The organism is Streptomyces sp. NPDC004126 (genome assembly GCF_050275515.1).
Lineage (GTDB): Bacteria > Actinomycetota > Actinomycetes > Streptomycetales > Streptomycetaceae > Streptomyces.
In genome coordinates this window covers 12844-35048 of the sequence record NZ_JBNNPF010000022.1, presented here as the reverse complement: position 1 = coordinate 35048, position 22205 = coordinate 12844, and the positions used below count along the sequence as shown (strand labels likewise).

Below are 22205 nucleotides of genomic sequence, written 5' to 3'. Positions count from 1 at the left end.
CCGTCGCCCGCCCCGCGAGGTCCCCCCGTTCGCGGGGACGGGCGACGGCCACACCAGGAACGGCGAGACGAGGGGGTACGGCGCATGCGTGGCGGCTTCCCGGGTCTGCGGGGACGCCCCCGGGCCCGGAGGAGCGGACGCCCCGGAGCCTGCACGAGGGGCCCCGCCGGGGCGCTCGCGGCGCGGGCCGGGCTGGTCGCGGCGGCCGTCTGCGTCGGCGTCTGGCTCATCGGCAGCGGCTCGGCCGTGCCCGTGCGGCCCCCGCTGCCCTCCGCCGCCGAGGCGCTGAGCGCGCAGCCCCTCTACCCCGGGAGCATCGACCCGCTCCCCGGGTCGCCGCCCGTGCGGATCAGGATCCCGTCGATCCGGGTGGACGCCCCGCTGACCGGGCTGGGCCTGGACCGCGACGGCAGCCTCGAAGTGCCCCCGCCGGCCCGCCGGGAGCTCGCCGGCTGGTACCGGGACGGGACCGCGCCGGGTGCGACCGGCACCGCGGTGATCGCGGGGCACGTCGACCACGCCAGCGGCCCGGCGGTCTTCTACCACCTGGGCGCGCTGCGCCGGGGGGCCCTGGTGGAGGTCGACCGGGCGGACGGGCGGACGGCCGTGTTCACCGTGCACGCGGTCGAGGTGTACGACGCCGGGGCGTTCCCGGACCGGCGCGTGTACGGGCCCTCGCCGCGCGCGGAGCTGCGGGTGATCACCTGTGGCGGTGCGTTCTCCCCGCGCACCGGCTACCAGGGCAACGTGGTCGTCTTCGCCCACCTCACGGGGACGTCGCCGTGAGACCTTCTAGCCCCACTGTTCGAGGCCGAGCTTGACGACCAGGGCGCCGACCACGGTGAGCAGTACGCCGCGGACGAAGCCGCTGCCCTTCTTCAGGGCCATCCGGGCGCCGACCATGCCGCCGGCCAGGTTGAAGACCGCCATCAGGGCGGCCAGTTGCCAGAACACCATGCCCTGGTAGGCGAACATCGCGAGCGCGCCGGCGTTGGTGCAGCAGTTGACGATCTTGGCCGTGGCGGAGGCGGTGACCAGGTCGAGGTGGAGCAGGGCGGTCAGGGCCAGCACGAGGAAGGTGCCGGTGCCGGGGCCGATGAGGCCGTCGTAGCAGCCGATGCCGAGGCCGGCGAGGGCGATGGTGAGGAGCACGCGGCCGCGGGAGACGGGTGAGGCGGCGGGGGCGGCGCCGAAGCCCGGCTTGAAGATGACCACGGCGGCGACCACCACCAGCACCCCCATGATCAGCGGCCGCATGGCGTCCTTGCTGATCCCGCCGGCGAGCGCGGCCCCGCCCATCGACCCGGCGAGCGCGGCCAGCCCGATGCGGACGGCGAGCTTCACGTCGACGGTGGTCTTGCGCGCGTAGGTGACGGCCGCTCCGGCGGTGCCGACGATGGCCACCGCCTTGTTGGTCCCGAGGACGGCGGCGGGCTGGGCGGTCGGCAGGCCGAGCAGCAGGGCCGGCAGGAGCAGCAGTCCGCCACCGCCGACCACCGCGTCGATCCAGCCGGCCGCGGCGGCGGCCACGCACAGCACGATGATCATGGTCGTTGATATGTCAGGCACGGCCACGACCCTAGGTACCGCATCGGTGCAGGGACCATCGATCTCCGGAAACTTGCGCAAAGGTTGAGGTTTCCCGGCCTCACGAACCCCCGGCACGGGCGCTGAGGTCGGTGTTCCGTCCGGGTAACAGGGGCGATGCGGCGGGGAAACAGCCCGCCCGCACGCTCGTGCCATGACCTCGGAACAGCGTGTGGTGGTGATCGGCGGCGGCCTGGCGGGCCTGCGGCTCGCTGCGCGGCTGGGCCCCGGTGCGGCGGTGACCGTACTCGGGGAGGAAACCCACGCCCCCTACAACCGGGTCCTGCTGGCCGAGGTACTGGCGGGCCGGTACGCCCCCGAGGTCACCGCGCTCCCGGCCCCCGGCCCGGCGCTGCGCCGGGGCGTCCGGGCGGTGCGGATCGACCGCGCGGACCGGGCCGTGCACTGCGACGACGGTTCGGTGGAGCGGTACGACACCCTGGTGCTGGCCACCGGATCGAACCCGGTGCTGCCGCCGCTGCGCGGGCTGTTCGCCCCCGACGGGCGGGAACTCCCCGAGGGCGTGCACGCGTTCCGCACCATGGACGACTGCCTGGCCCTCGCGGCGGCCGTACGCCCGGGCCTGCGGGCGGTGGTGATCGGCGGCGGGCTGCTGGGCGTCTCGGCGACCCGTGCGCTGGCCGCGCGGGGTGCGCAGGTGGTCCTCGCCCAGCAGGCGGAGCGCCTGATGGAGCGCCAGCTGGACGCCGACGCCTCGGCGCTGCTGCGGGACCACCTGACCGCGCTCGGAGTGGAGATCCACACCGAGTGCCGTGTCAGGGGCCTGACCACGACGGACACCCCGCCGCCCGGGGCCTCCTCCGCCCCGGACCCCGTGACCGGGTCGGAGCCGCGGCTCCCGGCCGCGCCGGCGGGCCGGGCCGACGGCGGCGCGCCGGGCCGGGTCCCGCCCGGCCCCCGGCTCCCCCGTACCGCGCCCGCCCGGGGCCCCCGGCGGGTGACCGGGGTGGAGCTGGCCGACGGGTACCGGCTCGACGCCGACGTCGTCGTCCTCGCCTGCGGGGTCCGTCCGCGCGTCGGGCTCGCCCAGGCGGCCGGGCTGGAGGTCCGCAAGGGCGTCGTGGTCGACGGCCGGCTGCGCACGAGCGACCCGTACGTCCACGCCGTCGGCGACTGCGCCGAGCACGACGGCCGGGTGTACGGACTGGCCGGACCCGCCCTGGAGCAGGCCGACGCCCTCGCGGCGGTGCTGCGCGGGGACGACGCCGAGTACACCGGCACCCGCGCCCTCACCCGCCTCACCCTCCCCACGGCCGGCGGCCCCGGCCCCTTCGACCTCGCCGCGTTCGGCGACCCCGTCCCGCTCCCCGGCGACGACGTGCTCCGCCTCGCGGACGCCACCCGCCGCACCTACCGCAAGGTCGTCCTGCGCGGCGACCGGCTGGTCGGCGGGGTGCTGCTCGGGGAGCTCTCCACGGTGGGGGCCCTCGCCCGCACCTGGGAGGGCGACGAGTTCCTGACCGCCCCGCACGACCCGTTCCACCTGCTCACCGACGACGGAGGCCACTGATGACCGTGCCCGAGCCCCTGCCCGCGATCGTGCTCATCGGACACGGCATGGTCGGCCAGCGCTACCTGGAGGCCCTCGCCGAGCGCGGGGCCACCGCGACGCACCGGATCACCGTGCTCTGCGAGGAGCCCCGGCCCGCCTACGACCGGGTCCACCTCACCTCGTACTTCTCCGGGAGCACCCCCGAGGACCTCTCCCTGACCCCGGCCGGCTTCATGGAGCAGCACGGCATCGAGCTGCACCTCGACGACCCCGCCGAGCACGTCGACACCGCCGCCCGTACCGTCACCGCCCGCTCCGGGCTGGTCGTCCCGTACGACGTGCTGGTGCTGGCGACCGGCAGCTACCCCTTCGTGCCGCCCGTCCCCGGCAAGGACGCCCCGGGCTGCTTCGTGTACCGCACCGTCGAGGACCTCCTCGCGATCGAGGAGTACGCCAAGACCCGGTCGGCCGGGGCCGTCGTCGGCGGCGGCCTGCTCGGACTGGAGGCGGCCGGCGCCCTCCAGGGGCTCGGGCTCGCCACCCGCATCGTGGAGTTCGCCCCGCGCCTGATGCCCGTCCAGGTGGACGAGGGCGGCGGGGCCGCCCTGCTGCGCACCATCGAGTCCATGGGGCTGACCGTGCACACCGGTGTCGGCACGCAGGAGGTGCTGACCGGCGAGGACGGCTCGGTGTGCGGGATGAGCCTGTCGGACGGCTCCGCCGTCGAGACCGAGCTGGTGGTGTTCTCGGCCGGGGTCCGCCCCCGCGACCAGCTGGCCCGCGCGGCCGGCCTGGCCGTCGGCGAGCGCGGCGGCATCACCGTCGACGCCCGCTGCCGCACCTCCGACCCGCACGTGTACGCCATCGGCGAGTGCGCGCAGGCCGTCGACGGCCGCGTCTACGGGCTGGTCGCGCCCGGCTACGAGATGGCCGAGACCGCCGCCGAGGACCTGCTGGGCCGGGAGAAGGAGTTCACCGGGGCCGACCTGTCCACCAAGCTCAAGCTGCTCGGCGTGGACGTGGCCTCCTTCGGCGACGCGCACGGCACCGCCGAGGGCAGCCTGGACGTGGTCTGGTCGGACTCCCGCTCCGGCGTCTACAAGAAGCTGGTCGTCTCCCCCGACGGGGTCCTGCTGGGCGGCGTGCTGGTCGGCGACGCCGACTCGTACGGGCTGCTGCGCCCGCTGACCGGCAGCGTCCTGCCGGTCGCCCCCGAGCAGCTGGTGCTGCCCGCCGGGGCCGGCGCGCCCGTCGCGCTCGGCCCGTCCGCGCTGCCGGACACGGCGGTCATCTGCTCCTGCCACAACGTCACCAAGAAGGCCATCACCGCCTGCGCCACCCTGCCCGAGGTCAAGAAGTGCACCAAGGCCGGCACCGGCTGCGGAAGCTGCCTGAAGGTGATCGGGCAGCTGCTGCCGGCGGCCGCCGACAAGGGGCTGTGCGGCTGCTTCCCGTACACCCGGGCCGAGCTGTACGAGATCGTCCGCACCCGGCGCCTGACCTCGTACCAGGACATCCTGGACGGACACGGCCGCGAGGAGGCGCGCGGCGGCGACGGCTGCGAGGTCTGCAAGCCCGCCGTCGGCTCGATCATCGCCTCCCTGGCCCCGACCCTGGGTGCCAGCGGCTACGTGCTGGACGGCGAGCAGGCGGCCCTCCAGGACACCAACGACCACTTCCTCGCCAACCTGCAGCGCAACGGCTCGTACTCGGTCGTCCCGCGCATCCCGGGCGGTGAGATCACCCCCGACAAGCTGATCGTGATCGGCGAGGTGGCCCGCGACTTCGGCCTCTACACGAAGATCACGGGCGGTCAGCGCATCGACCTGTTCGGTGCGAGCGTGGACCAGCTCCCGCGGATCTGGGCGCGGCTGGTCGCCGCCGGCTTCGAGTCCGGGCACGCGTACGGCAAGGCCCTTCGGACGGTGAAGTCCTGCGTGGGGCAGACCTGGTGCCGCTACGGGGTGCAGGACAGCGTCCGGATGGCCATCGACCTGGAGCTGCGCTACCGGGGCCTGCGCGCCCCGCACAAGCTGAAGTCGGCGGTGTCCGGCTGCGCCCGCGAGTGCGCGGAGGCGCAGAGCAAGGACTTCGGGGTCATCGCGACGGCGAGCGGCTGGAACCTGTACGTCGGCGGGAACGGCGGGGCCACCCCGCGCCACGCGGACCTGCTGGCGCAGGACCTGTCGGACGCCGAACTGGTGCGGCTCATCGACCGGTTCCTGATGTTCTACATCCGCACCGCCGACCGGCTGGAGCGGACGTCCACCTGGCTGGACCGGCTGGAGGGCGGCCTGGACCACCTGCGGGACGTGGTGGTGCACGACTCGCTGGGGCTGTGCGACGAGCTGGAGGCGCTGATGGCCGACCACGTGGCGCACTACCGCGACGAGTGGGCCGAGACCCTGTCGGACCCGGAGCGGCTGCGCCGGTTCGTGTCCTTCGTCAACGCGCCCGGCGCGCCCGACCCGACCGTGAAGTTCGTTCCCGAGCGCGACCAGGTCAAGCCCGACCTGGCCGTCCTGACCATTGGAGGACCGGCCCGATGACCGTGGAACTGAAGGTGGCCGAAGGCTGGCTGACGGTGTGCCCGCTGTCGGCGCTCACCCCGGGGCGCGGGGTCGCGGCCCTGCTGCCCGACGGGAGCCAGGCCGCGGTCTTCCTCGACCGCGCGGGGCGCCCGTACGCGATCGGCAACCAGGACCCCTTCACCGGGGCGCACGTCCTGTCGCGCGGGCTGGTGGGGCGTGCGCAGGGGCGGCCCTTCGTTGCCTCGCCGCTGCTGAAGCAGCGCTTCGACCTGGAGTCGGGGCGCTGCCTGGACGACGAGGAGGTGGCGGTCCGGACGTACCAGGTGCGGACCGCCTCCGCCCCGTAGGGCATCAGCCCTGGACCGCGGCCGGGTCCATCCAGACGAACTCCCACACGTGGTGGTCCAGGTCCTCGAAGGCGCGGCCGTACATGAAGCCGAGGTCCATGACCGGGCGGGGTTCGACGGCGCCGGCCGCGAGGGCGGCGTCGACGACCTCGTCGACCTTCTCCCGGCTGTCGGCGCTGAGCGCGACCATGACCTCGGTGGTCTTCGAGGCGTCGGCCACCGGCTTGGTGGCGAACTCCTTGAACTTCTCCTCGGTCAGCAGCATCGCGAAGATGCTGTCGCTGACGACCATGCAGGCGGCGGTCTGGTCGGTGAACTGCGGGTTGAAGGAGTAGCCGAGCTTCTCCCAGAAGGCCTTCGCGGCGTCCAGGTCCTTCACCGGCAGGTTGACGAAGATCATCTGGGTCATCTCGGTTCCTCTTCTCTGGTGCGGCGTGGTGCGCGGTACGCGGTACGCGGTGCGTTGTCGAAGGGGTAGACCCGGGGCACCGGCAGAACTCATCGCTGTCCGGCCAAGTTTTTTTCAGGTATCTCGTTTCCGCAGGTCAGATGCGCTGGAAGGGCAGAGTCCGGCAGCCCGGCGGGCAGGGACGACTGCCCGTGTACCGGTCGCTCCGGCGTCATGGGGAGTTGGCGTCCCGTCCATGCTGCGCCCCTAGGTTCCTCCACGCATGCGACCCCGCGCCCGGCCGGGTGCGGAGGCCCTCCTCCCACAGGAGTGACCGTGGAACGTCGTACCTTCCTGCGCGGTGCCGTGATCGGCACCTCCGCCGCCGCCTTCGCCGGAACCCTCAGCCACGGGGCCGCGTACGCCGCTCCGGCCCAGCCGGGCGCCGGCCCCTACGGAGCCCTCGGCGCGGCGGACGCCAACGGGATCATGCTCCCCTCCGGGTTCACCAGCCGGGTCATAGCCCGCTCCTCGCAGACGGTGAGCGGCACCTCGTACACCTGGCACAGCGCCCCCGACGGCGGCGCGTGTTTCGCGGACGGCAGCGGCTGGATCTACGTGTCGAACTCGGAGATCAACCCGAGCGGCGGCGCGAGCGCGGTGAAGTTCAACTCCTCGGGCACGGTCACCGGGGCCTACCGGATCCTCTCGAACACCCGGCAGAACTGCGCGGGCGGCAAGACCCCGTGGAACACCTGGCTGTCGTGCGAGGAGGTCAGCCTCGGCTACGTCTACGAGACCGACCCGTACGGGGTGAACGCGGCCGTGCAGCGGCCCGCGATGGGCCGTTTCAAACACGAGGCGGCGGCGGCCGACCCGGTCCGCCAGGTGGTCTACCTGACCGAGGACGAGACGAACGGCTGCTTCTACCGCTTCGTGCCCACCACCTGGGGCAACCTGTCCGCCGGCACGCTCCAGGTCATGGTCGCCGGGAGCGGCACCTCCGGCTCCTTCAGCTGGCAGAACGTGCCGGACCCGGACGGCTCCCCGACCACGACCCGCACCCAGGTGTCCGGCGCCAAGCACTTCAACGGCGGCGAGGGCTGCCACTACGCGAGCGACACCGTGTGGTTCACCACCAAGGGCGACAACCGGGTCTGGCAGCTCAACCTGGCGAACAGCACCTACGAGCTGGCCTACGACGACTCCCTGGTCCCCGGCGGCGCGGCGCCGCTGACCGGCGTCGACAACGTCACCGGGTCGACGTACGGGGACCTGTACGTCGCCGAGGACGGCGGCAACATGGAGATCTGCGTGATCACCCCGGACGACGTGGTGGCGCCCTTCCTGCGGATCACCGGCCAGTCCTCCTCGGAGATCACCGGCCCGGCCTTCTCGCCCGACGGCAGCCGGCTGTACTTCAGCAGCCAGCGCGGTACGAGCGGCTCCTCGACCGGCGGCATCACCTACGAGGTGACGGGGCCGTTCCGCGTCTGACGCCCGCGCCCCGGGCACCCGGCCCGGCGGGGAGGAGCCGACCTCCCCGCCGGGCCGCGGCGCGTCCGGAGAACCGATCCTTCAGGAGACCACCGCGCCGCCCTTGAGCAGGGCCGCGCCCAGCGGGGTCACCGTGTGCAGGACCGCGTTGCCGTGGCGCAGGGTCGTCACCAGGCCCGCCTCGCGCATCACGCAGGCGTGCTGGCTCGCCGAGGCCAGGGAGACCCCGGCCCGGCGGGCCAGTTCACTGGTGGTGGCCCCGTCGCCGATGGCCCGCAGCACCACCGAGCGGGTGTGGCCGACCAGCTTGCCCAGGGTGCGCTGGCGCTGCTCCTCGGCCGGCCGGGCGGCCTCCCCGCCCGCCGCCGCGGAGGCCAGCTGGGCGGCGGCCGGGTAGACCAGCACCGGCGGCAGTTCCGGGTCGTGCAGGGTCACGGCCGTCCGGCGGCAGAAGAAGGACGGCTGGAGCAGCAGCCCGCGCCCGCGCAGCCGTACGTCCCGGTCCACCGGGTACTCGCACTCCAGCACCGGGGCCCGCCAGCGCAGCATCGGCGGCAGGGAGGCGAGCAGCTCGTCCGCGCCCCCGTCGAGGAGCGCGCGGCCGCGTGCCGCCCGCTCGGCCTCTATCTGGGCCTGGATGTGGGTCCAGTACGGCTCCACGGCAGCCCGGTGGTACGCGCGCAGCTCGCCCAGCAGCCGGGGCAGGTGCTTGGTGCCGCCGTCCATGAACTCCCGCAGCCGGGTCGGCGGCGGGGTCCCGAAGGCGGCCCCGAAGCCCGTCCCGGCGCCGGCGCCCACGAGGGACAGCTCCCGGCGCAGCCGCTCGGGGCGCAGCGCGCGCAGCGCGTCGAGCCCGAGGTCCCACCCGTACTGGCCCTCGGCCGGGGTCAGGAAATCGGGGAAATAGCCGCGAGCCGGTATGAGCGCACCCAGCAGCCTTGTTTCACCATTCAACCTGCTCCGGGTTTCCGTGCGCCATTCGCCGAAGAACCGGGCGTCACGCCGGTCTCTTAAGCGATGAAAACTAAGAATCGTTTCCCACAACGCATCGGGACGCCCTGCCATCCGTACGCGTGCCAGGTCCACTCCAGTGAAATGGATACGAAGCACCGAACCCCCACCTGTGCAACCGCAATCCCCCCGCCCCATGAGTATGCATGCCGTCACACGTGGTCACCACGCCCTTTCGGCCACAGTTGAAACCCCTTTCGGCAGAGGCGTGACAAGCGAAATCCTGTACTCCGCCAGGCACACTCCGGTGCGACCGAAACGCTCCGTGAAGGCCGTGGGGGGCTTTGCGGGGCCTGGCGGTCGGTCGCACCGGGAAGCGCCGACGTGCCTGGCAGATAGGCGGCAGGCGGTGGACGGGTGGGGATCCGTCCACCGCCTGGCGCCGTAATGACATTGTTGAAAATTTCGCGATACGGGCCGTCTCGCGCCCCGGCCCCCGAAATGGGATGCGCCCTCCCCCGGCAGTCAGGGAACCGGGGGAGGGCGCAGTCGGTGGGGGCTCGGGGAGCCCCGGGGCCCTCACGGGCCCGAGCAGGGCCCCGAAGGGCCCCTGGAGGGTCTCAGCGGCTGTCGGAGCCCTTGGCCTCGGCGGCGGCGCGGCCGGCCTCCAGGCGCGCCACCGGGATCCGGAACGGCGAGCAGGAGACGTAGTCGAGGCCGACCTCGTGGAAGAAGTGCACCGACTCCGGGTCGCCGCCGTGCTCGCCGCAGACGCCGAGCTTGAGGTCGGGGCGGGTGGCCCGGCCCAGCTTGGCCGCGTGGCGCACGAGGGAGCCGACGCCGTCCCTGTCGATGGTCTCGAAGGGCGAGACCCCGAAGATGCCCTTCTCCAGGTAGGCCGTGAAGAAGCTGGCCTCGACATCGTCGCGGGAGAAGCCCCACACCGTCTGGGTCAGGTCGTTCGTGCCGAAGGAGAAGAACTGCGCGGCCTCGGCGATCTGGTCGGCGGTCAGCGCGGCGCGCGGCAGCTCGATCATCGTGCCGACCGAGAGCTTGAGGCTGGTGCCGGTGGCGGCCTCGACCTCGGCGATGATCGCGTCGGCCTCCTCGCGGACGATCTCCAGCTCCTGGACGGTGCCCACCAGCGGGACCATGATCTCGGCGCGCGGGTCGCCCTTGGCGTTCTTGCGCTCGGCCGCTGCCTCGGCGATCGCCCGGACCTGCATGGCGAACAGGCCGGGGATGACCAGGCCGAGGCGGACGCCGCGCAGACCCAGCATCGGGTTCTGCTCGTGCAGCTTGTGCACGGCCTGGAGCAGGCGCAGGTCGTTCTCGTTGGCGTCCTTGCGGGACTCGGCGAGGGCGACGCGCACCGACAGCTCGGTGATGTCGGGCAGGAACTCGTGCAGCGGCGGGTCGAGCAGGCGGACGGTGACGGGCAGGCCGTCCATCGCCTCGAACAGCTCGATGAAGTCCTGCTTCTGCAGCGGCAGGAGGGCACTGAGTGCCTCCTCGCGCTCGCCGTCGGTGTCCGCGAGGATCAGGCGCTCGACCATCTCGCGGCGCTCGCCGAGGAACATGTGCTCGGTGCGGCACAGGCCGATGCCCTGGGCGCCGAAGCGGCGGGCGCGCAGCGCGTCCTCGGCGTTGTCGGCGTTGGCGCGGACCCGCAGGCGGCGGACGCGGTCCGCGTACGCCATGATCCGGTGCACGGCGGCGACCAGCTCGTCGGCGTCGTCGGCGCCGGCGTGCATGCGGCCCTCGAAGTACTCGACGACCGGGGACGGCACGACGGGTACCTCACCGAGGTACACCTTGCCGGTGGAGCCGTCGATGGAGACGACGTCGCCCTCTTCGATGACCGTCTCGCCGACCGTCATCCGGCGCCGCTTGGTGTCGACGTCGAGCTCCTCGGCGCCGCAGACGCAGGTCTTGCCCATGCCGCGGGCCACGACGGCGGCGTGCGAGGTCTTGCCGCCGCGCGAGGTCAGGATGCCCTCGGAGGCGATCATGCCGTCGAGGTCGTCGGGGTTGGTCTCGCGGCGGATCAGGATGACCTTCTCGCCGGAGCGGGACCACTTGACGGCCGTGTACGAGTCGAAGACGGCCTTGCCGACCGCCGCGCCCGGGGAGGCGGCGATGCCGCGGCCCAGCATGGTGGTCTTCGCGCCCTCGTCGAAGCGCGGGAACATCAGCTGGGCCAGCTGGTGGCCGGTGACGCGCTGGAGCGCCTCGGCCTCGGAGATCAGGCCCTGGTCGACGAGCTGGGTGGCGATGCGGAAGGCGGCGCCGGCGGTGCGCTTGCCGACACGGGTCTGGAGCATCCACAGCTGACCGCGCTCGATGGTGAACTCGATGTCGCAGAGGTCCTTGTAGTGGGTCTCCAGCGTCGTCATGATCGCCATGAGCTGGTCGTACGAGGCCTTGTCGATGGCCTCCAGGTCCGCGAGCGGGACCGTGTTGCGGATGCCCGCGACGACGTCCTCGCCCTGGGCGTTCTGGAGGTAGTCGCCGTAGACGCCGGCGTGGCCGCTGGCGGGGTCGCGGGTGAAGGCGACGCCGGTGCCCGAGTCGGGGCCGAGGTTGCCGAAGACCATGGAGCAGACGTTGACCGCGGTGCCCAGGTCGCTCGGGATGCGCTCCTGGCGGCGGTAGAGCTTCGCGCGGTCGGTGTTCCAGGAGTTGAAGACGGCCTCGACGGCGAGGTCGAGCTGCTCGCGGGCGTCCTGCGGGAACTCCCGGCCGGCCTCCTTGGAGACGATCTTCTTGAAGACCTTGACCAGCTTCTTGAGGTCGGCGGCGTCGAGGTCGGTGTCGACGGTGACCTTCTTGGCGGCCTTGGCCTCGTCGAGGGCGTCCTCGAAGAGCTCGCCCTCGACGCCGAGGACGGTCTTGCCGAACATCTGGATGAGGCGGCGGTACGAGTCCCACGCGAAGCGCTCGTTGTCGGCCTGGGCGGCGAGGCCCACGACGGACTCGTCGGAGAGGCCGATGTTGAGGACCGTGTCCATCATGCCCGGCATGGAGAACTTGGCTCCGGAGCGGACGGAGACCAGCAGCGGGTCGTCCGACTGGCCGAGCTTCTTGCCCATCTTCGCCTCGAGGGCGGCGAGGTGCGCGCTGACCTCGTCGCGGAGCTCGGCCGGGGCCGAACCGCTGTCGAGGTAGACCTTGCAGGCCTCGGTGGTGATGGTGAAGCCGGGAGGGACGGGGAGACCCAGGTTGGTCATCTCGGCGAGGTTGGCCCCCTTGCCGCCGAGAAGGTCCTTGAGGTCCCGGTTGCCCTCGGTGAAGTCGTAGACGAACTTCTGATCTTTGTTTTCCGACACGGGTCTCGACTCCTCGAGGACTCGGGTGGCTGCCCTGACGGCCAGGAACATACCCAGATCGAAGGCTTATCGGTACGTCCACTTGGCGGTCATGAGGCTGTAACCACCCGTGCGCCACCGTATCGAAAGTAACCGATGAGTAATGTGATCGTACGAAGAGCCTTCAGAAGCCGAAGCCCGAGTGGTCGTTTGAGGCTTGATCCCGCTCGGATGAGCGATCATCGATACATTTGCGTTCAACTCTTGAACGAACAAAGGGTGGCACCCAGTGCCACCCTTTGAAAGTCTTACCCGTGACTTACGCGCTCATCTGAGCGAAACCTCTCCCATGCGTGGCGTATATCACGCGGCACGGAGGGCGATTTCTCAGCCTCCGGACGTGTCCAGCTCGGCGTCCTCGCTCACACCGGCACAGTCGTAGGGATCCTTCAGCCAGCCGTCCGGCAGGACAACTCGGTTGTTTCCGGACGTCCTGCCCCGCGGGCCGTCCGCACCGTCGGGCCAGGGCTGGTCCAGGTCCAGCTCGCTCAGATGAGCATCCAGTTCGGCCAGGGAGGAGGTGACGGCGAGCTTGCCCCGCATCTCGGAACCGACGGCGAAGCCCTTGAGGTACCAGGCGACGTGCTTACGGAAATCGATCACACCGCGCGCCTCGTCGCCGATCCACTCCCCCAGCAGCTGCGCGTGCCGCAGCATCGTGGCCGCGACCTCCCGCAGGTTCGGCTTGTGGAAGTCCTCGGGGCGGCCCTCGAAGGCGGCGACCAGGTCGTTGAACAGCCAGGGCCGCCCCAGGCAGCCGCGTCCGACCACCACGCCGTCGCAGCCGGTCTCGCGGACCATGCGCAGCGCGTCCTCGGCGCACCAGATGTCGCCGTTGCCGAGCACCGGGATCTCCGGGACGTGCTCCTTGAGCCGGGCGATGGCCTCCCAGTCGGCGGTGCCGCCGTAGTGCTGGGCGGTGGTGCGCCCGTGCAGGGCGATGGCGGTGATCCCCTCCTCGACGGCGATCCGGCCGGCGTCGAGGTAGGTGAGGTGCTCGTCGGTGATGCCCTTGCGCATCTTCATCGTCACCGGCAGGCCGCCGGCGCCCGCGACCGCCTCGCGCAGGATCGCGCGCAGCAGGTTGCGCTTGTAGGGCAGGGCCGAGCCGCCGCCCTTGCGGGTGACCTTGGGGACCGGACAGCCGAAGTTGAGGTCGATGTGGTCGGCGCGGTCCTCTTCCACGATCATGCGGACGGCCTTGCCGACGGTCACCGGGTCCACCCCGTACAGCTGAATCGAGCGCGGCTTTTCCGTCGCGTCGAAGTGGATCAGCTGCATGGTCTTCTCGTTGCGCTCGACCAGGGCGCGTGTCGTGATCATCTCGCTCACGAACAGCCCCTTGCCGCCCGAGAACTCGCGGCAGAGCGTACGGAACGGGGCGTTGGTGATGCCGGCCATGGGCGCCAGCACCACGGGGGGCTGCACGGTGTGCGGGCCGATCGCGAGGGGCGGGGGGAGCGTGCTCATCCCTCCATTCTCGCCCAAGCGGCGTTCGTTAGTTAGCCGTACTATCGGCGGTATGCATCACACGAGTGTCGTGGATCACATGAGCCGCAGGCACCGCCTGCTGGTGCTGGCGATCTGCTGCATGAGCCTGCTGATCGTCAGCCTGGACAACACCGTCCTGAACGTGGCGCTGCCCGCGATGCGCCGCGAGTTCCACGCCTCGGTCTCGGGCATGCAGTGGACCATCGACGCCTACACCCTGGTCATCGCCTCGCTGCTGATACTGGCCGGGTCCACCGCCGACCGGATCGGGCGCCGCAGGGTGTTCGCCTGGGGGCTGGTCCTCTTCACGGCGGGGTCGGTGCTGTGCTCGCTGGCGCCCGGCCTGGAATGGCTGATCGCCTTCCGGATGATCCAGGCCGTCGGCGGGGCGATGCTCAACCCCGTCGCCATGTCGATCATCACCAACACCTTCACCGACCCGAAGGAACGCGCCCGGGCCATCGGCGTCTGGGGCGCGGTGGTCGGCATCTCGATGGCCGCCGGCCCGCTCGTCGGCGGGCTGCTGGTGGACTCCGTGGGGTGGCGGTCCATCTTCTGGGTCAACGTGCCGGTGGGGCTGCTCGCCCTGGTGCTGACCCTGCGGCACGTCCCCGAGTCCCGGTCCGAGCGGCCGCGCCGGGCGGACCCGGTGGGGCAGCTGCTGGTGATGGTGCTGCTGGGCGGGGTGACGTACGCGATCATCGAGGCGCCGGCCGAGGGCTGGAGCTCGCCGCCGATCCTCGGGTGCGCGCTGGGCGCGGCGGCCGCGCTGGCCGGGCTCCTGTACTACGAGTCCCGCCGGGCGGACCCGCTCATCGACCCCCGGTTCTTCCGCAGCGCCCCCTTCAGCGGGGCGACCGTGATCGCGGTGAGCACCTTCGCCTCGCTGTCCGGCTTCCTCTTCCTGACCACCCTGTACCTCCAGGAGGTGCGGGGGCTGGACGCCCTGGACGCCGGGCTGCACATGCTGCCGATGGCCGCGTTCGCCTTCCTGTGCGCGCCGGTGTCGGGGCGGCTGGTCGCCAGCCACGGGCCGCGGCCGTCGCTGCTGATCTCGGGGGTGGCCATGGGGGCGAGCGGGCTGCTGTTCGCGGCGTTCTCGGCGGAGACCTCCACGCCGTTGATGTTCACCGGGTACGTGCTCTTCGGCATCGGCTTCGGGCTGGTCAACGCGCCGATCACCAATACGGCGGTGTCCGGGATGCCGCGCGCCCAGGCGGGGGTGGCGGCCGCGGTGGCCTCCACCAGCCGGCAGACCGGCGGGGCGCTGGGCGTGGCCGTGATCGGGGCGGTGCTGGCGGCCGGCACGGCGGGCGGCGCGGACTTCGCGACGGCGACCCGGCCGGCCTGGTGGATCATCACCGGCTGCGCGTTCCTGGTCCTCGTGGTGGGGGCGGTCACCACCGGCCCGTGGGCCCACGCCACGGCACTGCGCACGGCGCAGTCCTTCGAACCGTCCTCCGCGGCACCTTCCGCTCCCCCGACGGGACAGGCCTCCGGCCCGGGCCCCGGCCCCCGGATGGACGGCGGGATGCCCCCTGCGGCGGGCCCGGCCCCGGCGGGCTGACCTCCCGCGACGAGCGCGTTCCCGTGCGGCCGGACCCCCTTGCCGGGTCCGGCCGCACTCGTGTGTCCACTCCCTTCCAGGGCCGGCCCCTCACACTTGCGGATGACAGATATTGAAATCTGTCATCCGTCATGCCATTCTCGTTCCATGACGACGAACGAGAACACCACCGCCACCACCGCCACCACCGCCACCACCCGCCGGCTGGGCGCCACCGGCCCCGCCGTCTTCTCCCTGGGGCTGGGCTGCATGGGCATGTCCGCCCTCTACGGCGAGGCCGACCGGGCCGAGTCCCTCGCGACCATCCACGCCTACCTGGAGGCCGCCCCGGAGGGCGCGAACACGCTGCTCGACACGGGCGACTTCTACGGCATGGGCCACAACGAACTGCTGATCAACGAGGCCCTGCGCACGGCGCCGACGGCGGCCCGCGAGCAGGCGCTGACCAGCGTCAAGTTCGGTGCGCTGCGCACGGTCGAGGGCGGCTTCACCGGCTACGACGGCCGGCCCGAGGCCGTGAAGAACTTCCTGGCCTACTCGCTCCAGCGGCTCGGCCGGGACCACATCGACATCTACCGGATCGCCCGGGTCGACGAGAACGTCCCGATCGAGGAGACGGTCGGCGCCATCGCCGAGGCCGTCCAGGCCGGGCACGTCCGGCACATCGGCCTCTCGGAGGTCGGCGCGGACACCCTGCGCCGGGCCGCTGCCGTCGCCCCGATCTCGGACCTCCAGATCGAGTACTCCCTGATCTCGCGCGGCATCGAGGACGAGATCCTGCCGACCGCCCGCGAGCTCGGCATCGGTGTCACGGCGTACGGGGTGCTCTCCCGCGGCCTGATCAGCGGGCACTTCACCCGTGACCGCGCCCTGGCCCCCGGCGACTTCCGCGGGATGAGCCCCCGCTTCCAGGGCGACAACCTGCACCGCAACCTCGACCTGGTCGAGGCCCTGCGCAAGGTCGCGGAGGAGAAGGGGGTCACCGTCGCGCAGACCGCCATCGCCTGGGTGCTCGCGCGGGGCGAGGACATCGTGCCGCTGGTCGGCGCCCGACGCCGGGACCGCCTCACCGAGGCACTGGGTGCCATGCGGGTGGAGCTGACCGCCGCCGACCTCGCCGCCATCGAGGAGGCCGTCCCCGCGGGAGCGGCCGCCGGCGAGCGCTACCCGGCGGCGCAGATGGCCCACCTCGACAGCGAGCACTGAGCTGGCGGTACGGTCGTACCCATGCCCTCCGCTGCCGCCGAGCCCCTGACCCCCGAGCGCATCCTCGAAACCACCGAGGAGGTACTGCGCCGCTTCGGCCCCACCAAGGCGACCGTCGTGGACGTCGCGCGCGCCCTGGGCGTGAGCCACGGCAGCGTCTACCGGCACTTCCCCTCGAAGGCGGCGCTGCGCGAGGCGGTCACGGACCGCTGGCTCGCCAAGAGCGTGGTCATGCTGGAGAAGATCGCCTCGGCGCCCGGGGAGCCCGCGCCCTCCAAGCTGGAGGCCTGGCTGGGGGCCCTCTTCGAGGCCAAGCGGCACAAGGCGGGCGACGACCCCGAGCTGTTCGCGACGTACACGGTGCTGCTCGGCGAGAACAGCGGGGTGGTCGACGCGCACCTCGGCGAGCTGATCGACCAGCTGACGCGGATCATCGCCGAAGGCGTGGCCGCCGGCACCCTGGACGCGCCCGACGTCCCGGCGGCCGCCCGCGCCGTCTTCGACGCCACGGGCCGGTTCCACGACCCGCAGTACGTGGCGGACTGGCTCTCCCCCACCATCCTCACGGAGTTCGAGGCCGTCACGGCGCTACTCATCCGGGGTCTGCGCCCCTGAACGGGCACCGCCACGGGCCCAGTTGACCGGAATCATTCCTTCCGGACAGCTTGGCGATCATTTTGGGGCATGTCGGCTTGTACATGTCAGTGACGTTTCCTTACGGTCCCCTTACCGCACTCATCAGGTACGTCCAGGGGGACCCCTTGTCCACAGCAGCAGTACAGCCGTCGACGCCACCCGCACGGTCCGGCGGGGCCGCCGCGATCGGCTTGATCGTCACCATCGTCTTCAGCGTGGTCGCGCCGATCCTCACCTTCAACATCCTCACCGAGGACCACGGCTGGAGCGAGGCCTCGGCGCTGCTGGTCAGCGGCGTCTGGCCGGTGCTCGACACCGTCATCATGGTGGCCTGGCGGCGCAAGCTCGACGAGTTCGCCATCATCGCGCTGGTGTTCCTCGCGATCACCGCCGTGGTCTCGCTCGTCGGAGCCCAGTCCGCCCGGGCCCTGCTGGTCAAGGACTCCGCCGTGACCGGGCTGTTCGGCCTGCTGTGCCTGGCCACGCTGCTCGCGCCGCGTCCGCTGATGTTCTACTTCGGCCGCAAGTTCGGCACGGACGGCACCCCGGCGGGCGTGGCCTACTACAACGGCCTGTGGCAGTACGAGGGCTTCCGCAACGCCCAGCGCCGCATGACCCTGGTGTGGGGCGTGGTCTACCTCATCGAGGCGGCGGTCCGGGTCGCCCTGTCGTACCTGCTGGACACCTCCACCATGGTGACCCTCAGCCCGTTCCTGATCTACGGGACGCTCGGCGGCCTGGCCCTCTGGACGGTCCGCTTCGTCAAGCGCACCAAGGCGGAGGGCGAGAAGCGCGCGGCTGCCGCGGCTGCCGCGGCCGCGGAGGGCTCCGCGGCCTGACGTCGCCCGGAGCGGATGCACGAAGACCGGTGGCCCGGTGCGCGGATCGCGCACCGGGCCACCGGCCTTTCGAGCGGGAACTAGCAGCCGAGCAGACGGCTGCCGAGGTAGCTCTGGATCTGGTCCAGGGAGACGCGCTCCTGCTTCATGGTGTCGCGCTCGCGCACGGTCACCGCGTTGTCGTCGAGGGTGTCGAAGTCGACGGTGACGCAGAACGGCGTACCGATCTCGTCCTGGCGGCGGTAGCGGCGGCCGATGGCGCCCGCGTCGTCGAACTCGATGTTCCAGTTCTTGCGCAGGTCGGCGGCGAGGCCCTTGGCCTTCGGCGACAGGTTCGCGTTGCGCGAGAGCGGGAGGACGGCGACCTTGACCGGCGCGAGGCGCGGGTCGAAGCGCATGACCGTGCGCTTCTCCATGGCGCCCTTGGCGTTGGGGGCCTCGTCCTCGATGTACGCGTCGAGCATGAAGGCGAGCATGGCGCGGTTGACGCCGGCCGCCGGCTCGATGACGTACGGGGTGTACTTCTCCTGGGCCTCCTGGTCGTAGTAGACCAGGTCGGTGCCGGAGGCCGCGGAGTGCGCCTTCAGGTCGTAGTCGGTGCGGTTGGCCACGCCCTCCAGCTCGGAGAACTCGCTGCCGCCGAAGTTGAAGCGGTACTCGATGTCGGCGGTGCGCTTCGAGTAGTGGGACAGCTTCTCCGCCGGGTGGTCGTACCAGCGCATGTTCTCCTCACGGAGACCCAGGCCGCGGTACCAGTTCCACCGCTCCTGCATCCAGTATTCCTGCCACTGGTCGTCCTCGCCCGGCTTGACGAAGAACTCCATCTCCATCTGCTCGAACTCGCGGGTGCGGAAGATGAAGTTGCCGGGCGTGATCTCGTTGCGGAAGGACTTGCCCATCTGCGCGATGCCGAACGGGGGCTTCTTGCGCGACGAGGTCTGCACCATGGCGAAGTTGGTGAAGATGCCCTGGGCGGTCTCGGGGCGCAGGTACGCCTTCGAGCCGGTGTCCTGGGTCGGGCCGAGGTGGGTCTCCAGCATGCCGGAGAACTGCTTCGGCTCGGTGAACTGGCCCTTCACACCGCAGTGCGGGCAGTTGATGTCGGCCAGGCCGTTCTCGGGGAGACGGCCGTGCTTGGCCTCGTACGCCTCTTCCAGGTGGTCGGCGCGCTGGCGCTTGTGACAGGAGGTGCACTCGGTCAGCGGGTCGGAGAACGTGGCGACGTGGCCCGAGGCCACCCAGACCTCGGGGGCCAGGATCACGGAGGAGTCGAGGCCGACGACGTCCTCACGCCCGGTGACCATGGCCTTCCACCACTGGCGCTTGATGTTCTCCTTGAGCTCGACACCGAGCGGGCCGTAGTCCCAGGCAGCCCTGGAGCCGCCGTAGATGTCACTGCACGGGTAAACGAAGCCACGGCGCTTGCTCAGGCTGACGATGGTTTCGATCTTGTCGGCGGCCACGGTGCTCTCTTCATTACGAGGACGAACGCGAATGCCTCAGGTTACCGGCGCCCGCACCCCCCCTTTCAAATCGGGTATGCCCTTCCGCGGCCCCCGCTACCCCTCCCACCAGGGTTTTTGACAACGGTTTCCATCTTTGATGAAAATGGATGTCATGAACGTACGACGCCTCATACCCACGACCGCCCTCGCCGCCGCCGTCGCCCTGGGCGCGACCGCCCTCACCGCCTGCTCCGGCACGGCCGGCGCGGCGGGCACGGCGGACGGAAAACTGCACGTCACGGCGTCGTTCTACCCCCTGCAGTTCCTCGCCGAGCAGATAGGCGGGGACCACGTGAAGGTCGACACCCTGACCAAGCCGGGCGTCGAACCGCACGACCTGGAGATCACCCCGAAGCAGACCGGTCAGCTCGCCGAGTCGGACGTGGTCCTCTACCTCAAGTCGCTCCAGCCCGCCGTGGACAAGGCCATCGCCCAGTCCGGCGTGAAGAACATCGTGGACGCGGCCACCCTCACCAAGCTCGAAGTGCACGGCACCTCCGGCGAGGAGGACCACGACCACGCCGCCGAGGGCCACGACCACGATCACGGCCACTCCCACGGCGAGGCCGGCGAGGACCCGCACGTCTGGCTCGACCCCGCCAAGTACGCGGAGATCGCCAAGGGGTTCGGCGCCGCCCTGGAGAAGGCCGACCCCGGCCACGCGGCGGACTACAAGAAGAACACCGACGACCTGGTCGCCAAACTGGGCGCACTGGACACCGAGTTCAAGGACGGCCTGAAGAACACGGCCTCCAGGACCTTCATCACCACCCACTCCGCCTTCGGCTACCTCGCCGAGCGCTACGGCCTCGACCAGGAGGGCATCTCCGGCGTCGACCCCGAGTCCGAGCCGAGCCCGGCCCGGATGAAGGAGCTCCAGGCCGTCGCGAAGAAGGACAATGTGACGACCGTGTTCTTCGAGACCCTGGCCAGCGACAAGACGGCCAAGACCCTCGCCCGGGACACGGGCCTGCAGACCGACGTCCTCGACCCGCTCGAGGGCATCACCGACAAGTCGCAGGGCGCCGACTACTTCGAGGTCATGCGGTCCAACCTGAAGAACCTCCAGAAGGCGCTCGGAACCAAGTGACGACAGCAGCAACGGAGGCGCGAGCCATGCAGTCAACGCCCCGGCCGGCGGACGACGACCAGGCCGTCATATCCCTGCGCGGGGCCACGGCCTCGCTCGGCTCGCGCCCCGTGCTGCGCGGGGTCGACCTCACCGTCCGCCGCGGCGAGGTCGTCGCCCTCCTCGGCGCCAACGGCTCCGGCAAGTCCACGGCCGTCCGCGCCGTGGTCGGCCAGGTCCCGCTCACCGACGGCGCCCTGACCCTCTTCGGCACCGACTTCAAGCGGTTCCGCCAGTGGTCGCGCATCGGGTACGTCCCCCAGCGCACCACCGCCGCCAGCGGCGTCCCGGCCACCGTCCGGGAGGTCGTCTCCTCCGGCCGTCTCGCCCGCTCCCGCTTCGGGATCCTGCGCAGGGCCGACAAGGCCGCCGTCGAGCGGGCCCTGGCCCTGGTCGACATGGACGGCTACGCCGACGCCTCGGTCAACGCCCTCTCCGGCGGGCAGCACCAGCGCGTGCTGATCGCCCGGGCCCTCGCCGTCGAACCCGAACTGCTGATCATGGACGAGCCGATGGCCGGCGTGGACCTGGCCAACCAGGAGGTCCTCGCCGGCGCCCTGCGCGAGCAGGTCGCCGCCGGGACCACCGTCCTCCTCGTCCTGCACGAGCTGGGCCCGCTGGAGCCCCTGATCGGCCGCGCCGTCGTGCTGCGCGACGGCTGCGTCGTCCACGACGGCCCGCCCCCGGAGGCCGTCGGACAGCACGCCCTCCCCGGCCACGACCACGTACACCCCCACGCGGCGCACGACGCCGAGCCCCTGCGGACGGGACTGCTGACCTGATGGACCTCCTGCACTACGCCTTCATGCAGCGCGCGCTGATCGCCGCCGCACTGGTCGGCATCACCGCGCCCGCGATCGGCACGTACCTCGTCCAGCGCCGCCAGGCCGTCATGGGCGACGGCATCGGCCACGTCGCCATGACCGGTGTCGCCCTGGGCTTCGCGTTCAACACCAGCCCCGTCTGGATGGCCACCCTGGTCGCGGTCGTCGGCGCGGTCGGCATGGAGCTGATCCGCTCGCGCGGCAAGACCAGCGGCGACATCGCGCTCGCCATGCTCTTCTACGGCGGCCTGGCCGGCGGCGTCATGATCATCAATCTGGCGCCCGGCGGCTCCACCGCCAACCTGAGCAGCTACCTCTTCGGCTCGATCACCACCGTGTCGGCCGAGGACATCACCGCCGTGGTGATCCTCGCGGCCTTCGTCGTCGCCGTCACCATCGGCCTGCGCCGCCAGCTGTTCGCGATCAGCCAGGACGAGGAGTTCGCCCGCGTCACCGGCCTCCCGGTGCGCGCGCTGAACCTGCTGATGGCCGTCACCGCCGCCGTCACCGTCACCGTGGCCATGCGCATCGTGGGCCTGCTGCTGGTCAGCGCCATGATGGTGATCCCCGTCGCCGCCGCCCAGCGGGTCACCCGCGGCTTCGCCGCGACCCTGTCGCTGGCGATGGCGATCGGCGTGGTGGTCTCCCTGAGCGGCACCGCCGCCACCTACTACATCGACGCGCCGTCCGGCGCCACGATCGTGCTGCTCGCGATCGCGGTCTTCATCGTCACGACGGCCCTGTCCACGCCCATGGCCAGGCGCCGCGCCAAGGCCGCCCGCGCCGCCCGGGAGGTCTGCGTCCAGGACGACGTGAAGGTCTAGGG

General features: G+C 71.6%; 18 protein-coding genes. 12 read left to right on the top strand and 6 right to left on the bottom strand.

The window, feature by feature from the left end; genetic code table 11:
* The first annotated feature begins 84 nt into the window (after positions 1 to 84).
* Entirely contained in the window at positions 85 to 786 is a 702-nt protein-coding gene (locus tag ACQKM2_RS21575) for a class F sortase (protein ID WP_427711936.1), read from the top strand.
* 6 nt (positions 787 to 792) lie between these two features.
* On the opposite strand, the gene ACQKM2_RS21570 is transcribed toward ACQKM2_RS21575, so the two are convergent.
* Positions 793 to 1569, bottom strand: coding sequence for a sulfite exporter TauE/SafE family protein (locus tag ACQKM2_RS21570; RefSeq protein ID WP_427711934.1), 777 nt, complete (start codon positions 1567 to 1569; stop codon positions 793 to 795).
* A 172-nt stretch (positions 1570 to 1741) separates the two neighbouring features.
* On the opposite strand from ACQKM2_RS21570, the gene ACQKM2_RS21565 reads away from it, so the two are divergent.
* Genes ACQKM2_RS21565 through nirD form a run of 3 tightly spaced genes read left to right on the top strand, consistent with a single transcriptional unit; the run spans position 1742 to position 5978 of the window.
* Entirely contained in the window at positions 1742 to 3118 is a 1377-nt protein-coding gene (locus ACQKM2_RS21565) for an NAD(P)/FAD-dependent oxidoreductase (protein ID WP_427711932.1), read from the top strand.
* Complete coding sequence (gene nirB / locus ACQKM2_RS21560; protein WP_427711930.1) at positions 3118 to 5649, top strand: nitrite reductase large subunit NirB; 2532 nt, start codon at positions 3118 to 3120, stop codon at positions 5647 to 5649. Before ACQKM2_RS21565 ends, nirB begins: the two co-directional genes overlap by 1 nt.
* Complete coding sequence (nirD, locus tag ACQKM2_RS21555; RefSeq protein WP_427711928.1) at positions 5646 to 5978, top strand: nitrite reductase small subunit NirD; 333 nt, start codon at positions 5646 to 5648, stop codon at positions 5976 to 5978. The genes nirB and nirD overlap by 4 nt, the downstream gene beginning before the upstream one ends.
* Positions 5979 to 5982: 4 nt before the next feature.
* Here nirD and ACQKM2_RS21550 read toward each other — a convergent pair whose 3' ends face one another.
* Positions 5983 to 6387, bottom strand: coding sequence for a VOC family protein (locus tag ACQKM2_RS21550; RefSeq protein ID WP_427711926.1), 405 nt, complete (start codon positions 6385 to 6387; stop codon positions 5983 to 5985).
* 315 nt (positions 6388 to 6702) lie between these two features.
* On the opposite strand from ACQKM2_RS21550, the gene ACQKM2_RS21545 reads away from it, so the two are divergent.
* Positions 6703 to 7863, top strand: coding sequence for an alkaline phosphatase PhoX (locus ACQKM2_RS21545; RefSeq protein ID WP_427711924.1), 1161 nt, complete (start codon positions 6703 to 6705; stop codon positions 7861 to 7863).
* A gap of 81 nt (positions 7864 to 7944) precedes the next feature.
* Here the strand turns inward: ACQKM2_RS21545 and ACQKM2_RS21540 are convergent, their stop codons facing one another.
* The 3 genes from ACQKM2_RS21540 to dusB all read right to left on the bottom strand — a co-directional run bounded on the left by ACQKM2_RS21540 (position 7945) and on the right by dusB (position 13652).
* Entirely contained in the window at positions 7945 to 8973 is a 1029-nt protein-coding gene (locus tag ACQKM2_RS21540; protein WP_427711922.1) for an ArsR/SmtB family transcription factor, read from the bottom strand.
* Between the two features lie 461 nt (positions 8974 to 9434).
* Positions 9435 to 12143 carry a pyruvate, phosphate dikinase gene (gene ppdK, locus ACQKM2_RS21535; RefSeq protein ID WP_427711920.1) on the bottom strand — a complete coding sequence of 903 codons (2709 nt, stop codon included), beginning with the start codon at positions 12141 to 12143 and terminating at the stop codon, positions 9435 to 9437.
* Between the two features lie 366 nt (positions 12144 to 12509).
* Positions 12510 to 13652: a tRNA dihydrouridine synthase DusB gene (dusB, locus tag ACQKM2_RS21530; RefSeq protein WP_125816474.1), complete on the bottom strand. Its 1143-nt coding sequence runs from the start codon at positions 13650 to 13652 to the stop codon at positions 12510 to 12512.
* Positions 13653 to 13704: 52 nt separating this feature from the next.
* Here dusB and ACQKM2_RS21525 point away from each other — a divergent pair, with 52 nt between their 5' ends.
* The 4 genes from ACQKM2_RS21525 to ACQKM2_RS21510 all read left to right on the top strand — a co-directional run bounded on the left by ACQKM2_RS21525 (position 13705) and on the right by ACQKM2_RS21510 (position 17921).
* Positions 13705 to 15240: an MFS transporter gene (locus ACQKM2_RS21525; protein WP_427711917.1), complete on the top strand. Its 1536-nt coding sequence runs from the start codon at positions 13705 to 13707 to the stop codon at positions 15238 to 15240.
* Positions 15241 to 15387: 147 nt separating this feature from the next.
* Positions 15388 to 16446, top strand: coding sequence for an aldo/keto reductase (locus ACQKM2_RS21520; RefSeq protein WP_427711916.1), 1059 nt, complete (start codon positions 15388 to 15390; stop codon positions 16444 to 16446).
* 21 nt (positions 16447 to 16467) lie between these two features.
* Positions 16468 to 17061, top strand: coding sequence for a TetR family transcriptional regulator (locus tag ACQKM2_RS21515; RefSeq protein WP_427711914.1), 594 nt, complete (start codon positions 16468 to 16470; stop codon positions 17059 to 17061).
* 146 nt (positions 17062 to 17207) lie between these two features.
* A complete protein-coding gene (locus ACQKM2_RS21510) occupies positions 17208 to 17921 on the top strand; it encodes a VC0807 family protein (RefSeq protein WP_427711912.1) in 714 nt (237 codons plus the stop codon).
* Between the two features lie 80 nt (positions 17922 to 18001).
* Here the strand turns inward: ACQKM2_RS21510 and ACQKM2_RS21505 are convergent, their stop codons facing one another.
* Entirely contained in the window at positions 18002 to 19384 is a 1383-nt protein-coding gene (locus ACQKM2_RS21505) for a glycine--tRNA ligase (protein ID WP_427711910.1), read from the bottom strand.
* Positions 19385 to 19538: 154 nt separating this feature from the next.
* Between ACQKM2_RS21505 and ACQKM2_RS21500 the strand changes: the two genes are divergently transcribed.
* Genes ACQKM2_RS21500 through ACQKM2_RS21490 form a run of 3 tightly spaced genes read left to right on the top strand, consistent with a single transcriptional unit; the run spans position 19539 to position 22203 of the window.
* Complete coding sequence (locus ACQKM2_RS21500) at positions 19539 to 20516, top strand: metal ABC transporter substrate-binding protein (RefSeq protein WP_427711908.1); 978 nt, start codon at positions 19539 to 19541, stop codon at positions 20514 to 20516.
* Positions 20517 to 20542: 26 nt separating this feature from the next.
* Positions 20543 to 21337, top strand: coding sequence for a metal ABC transporter ATP-binding protein (locus ACQKM2_RS21495; protein WP_427711906.1), 795 nt, complete (start codon positions 20543 to 20545; stop codon positions 21335 to 21337).
* Complete coding sequence (locus ACQKM2_RS21490; protein WP_427711904.1) at positions 21337 to 22203, top strand: metal ABC transporter permease; 867 nt, start codon at positions 21337 to 21339, stop codon at positions 22201 to 22203. Before ACQKM2_RS21495 ends, ACQKM2_RS21490 begins: the two co-directional genes overlap by 1 nt.
* Positions 22204 to 22205 lie beyond the last annotated feature (2 nt).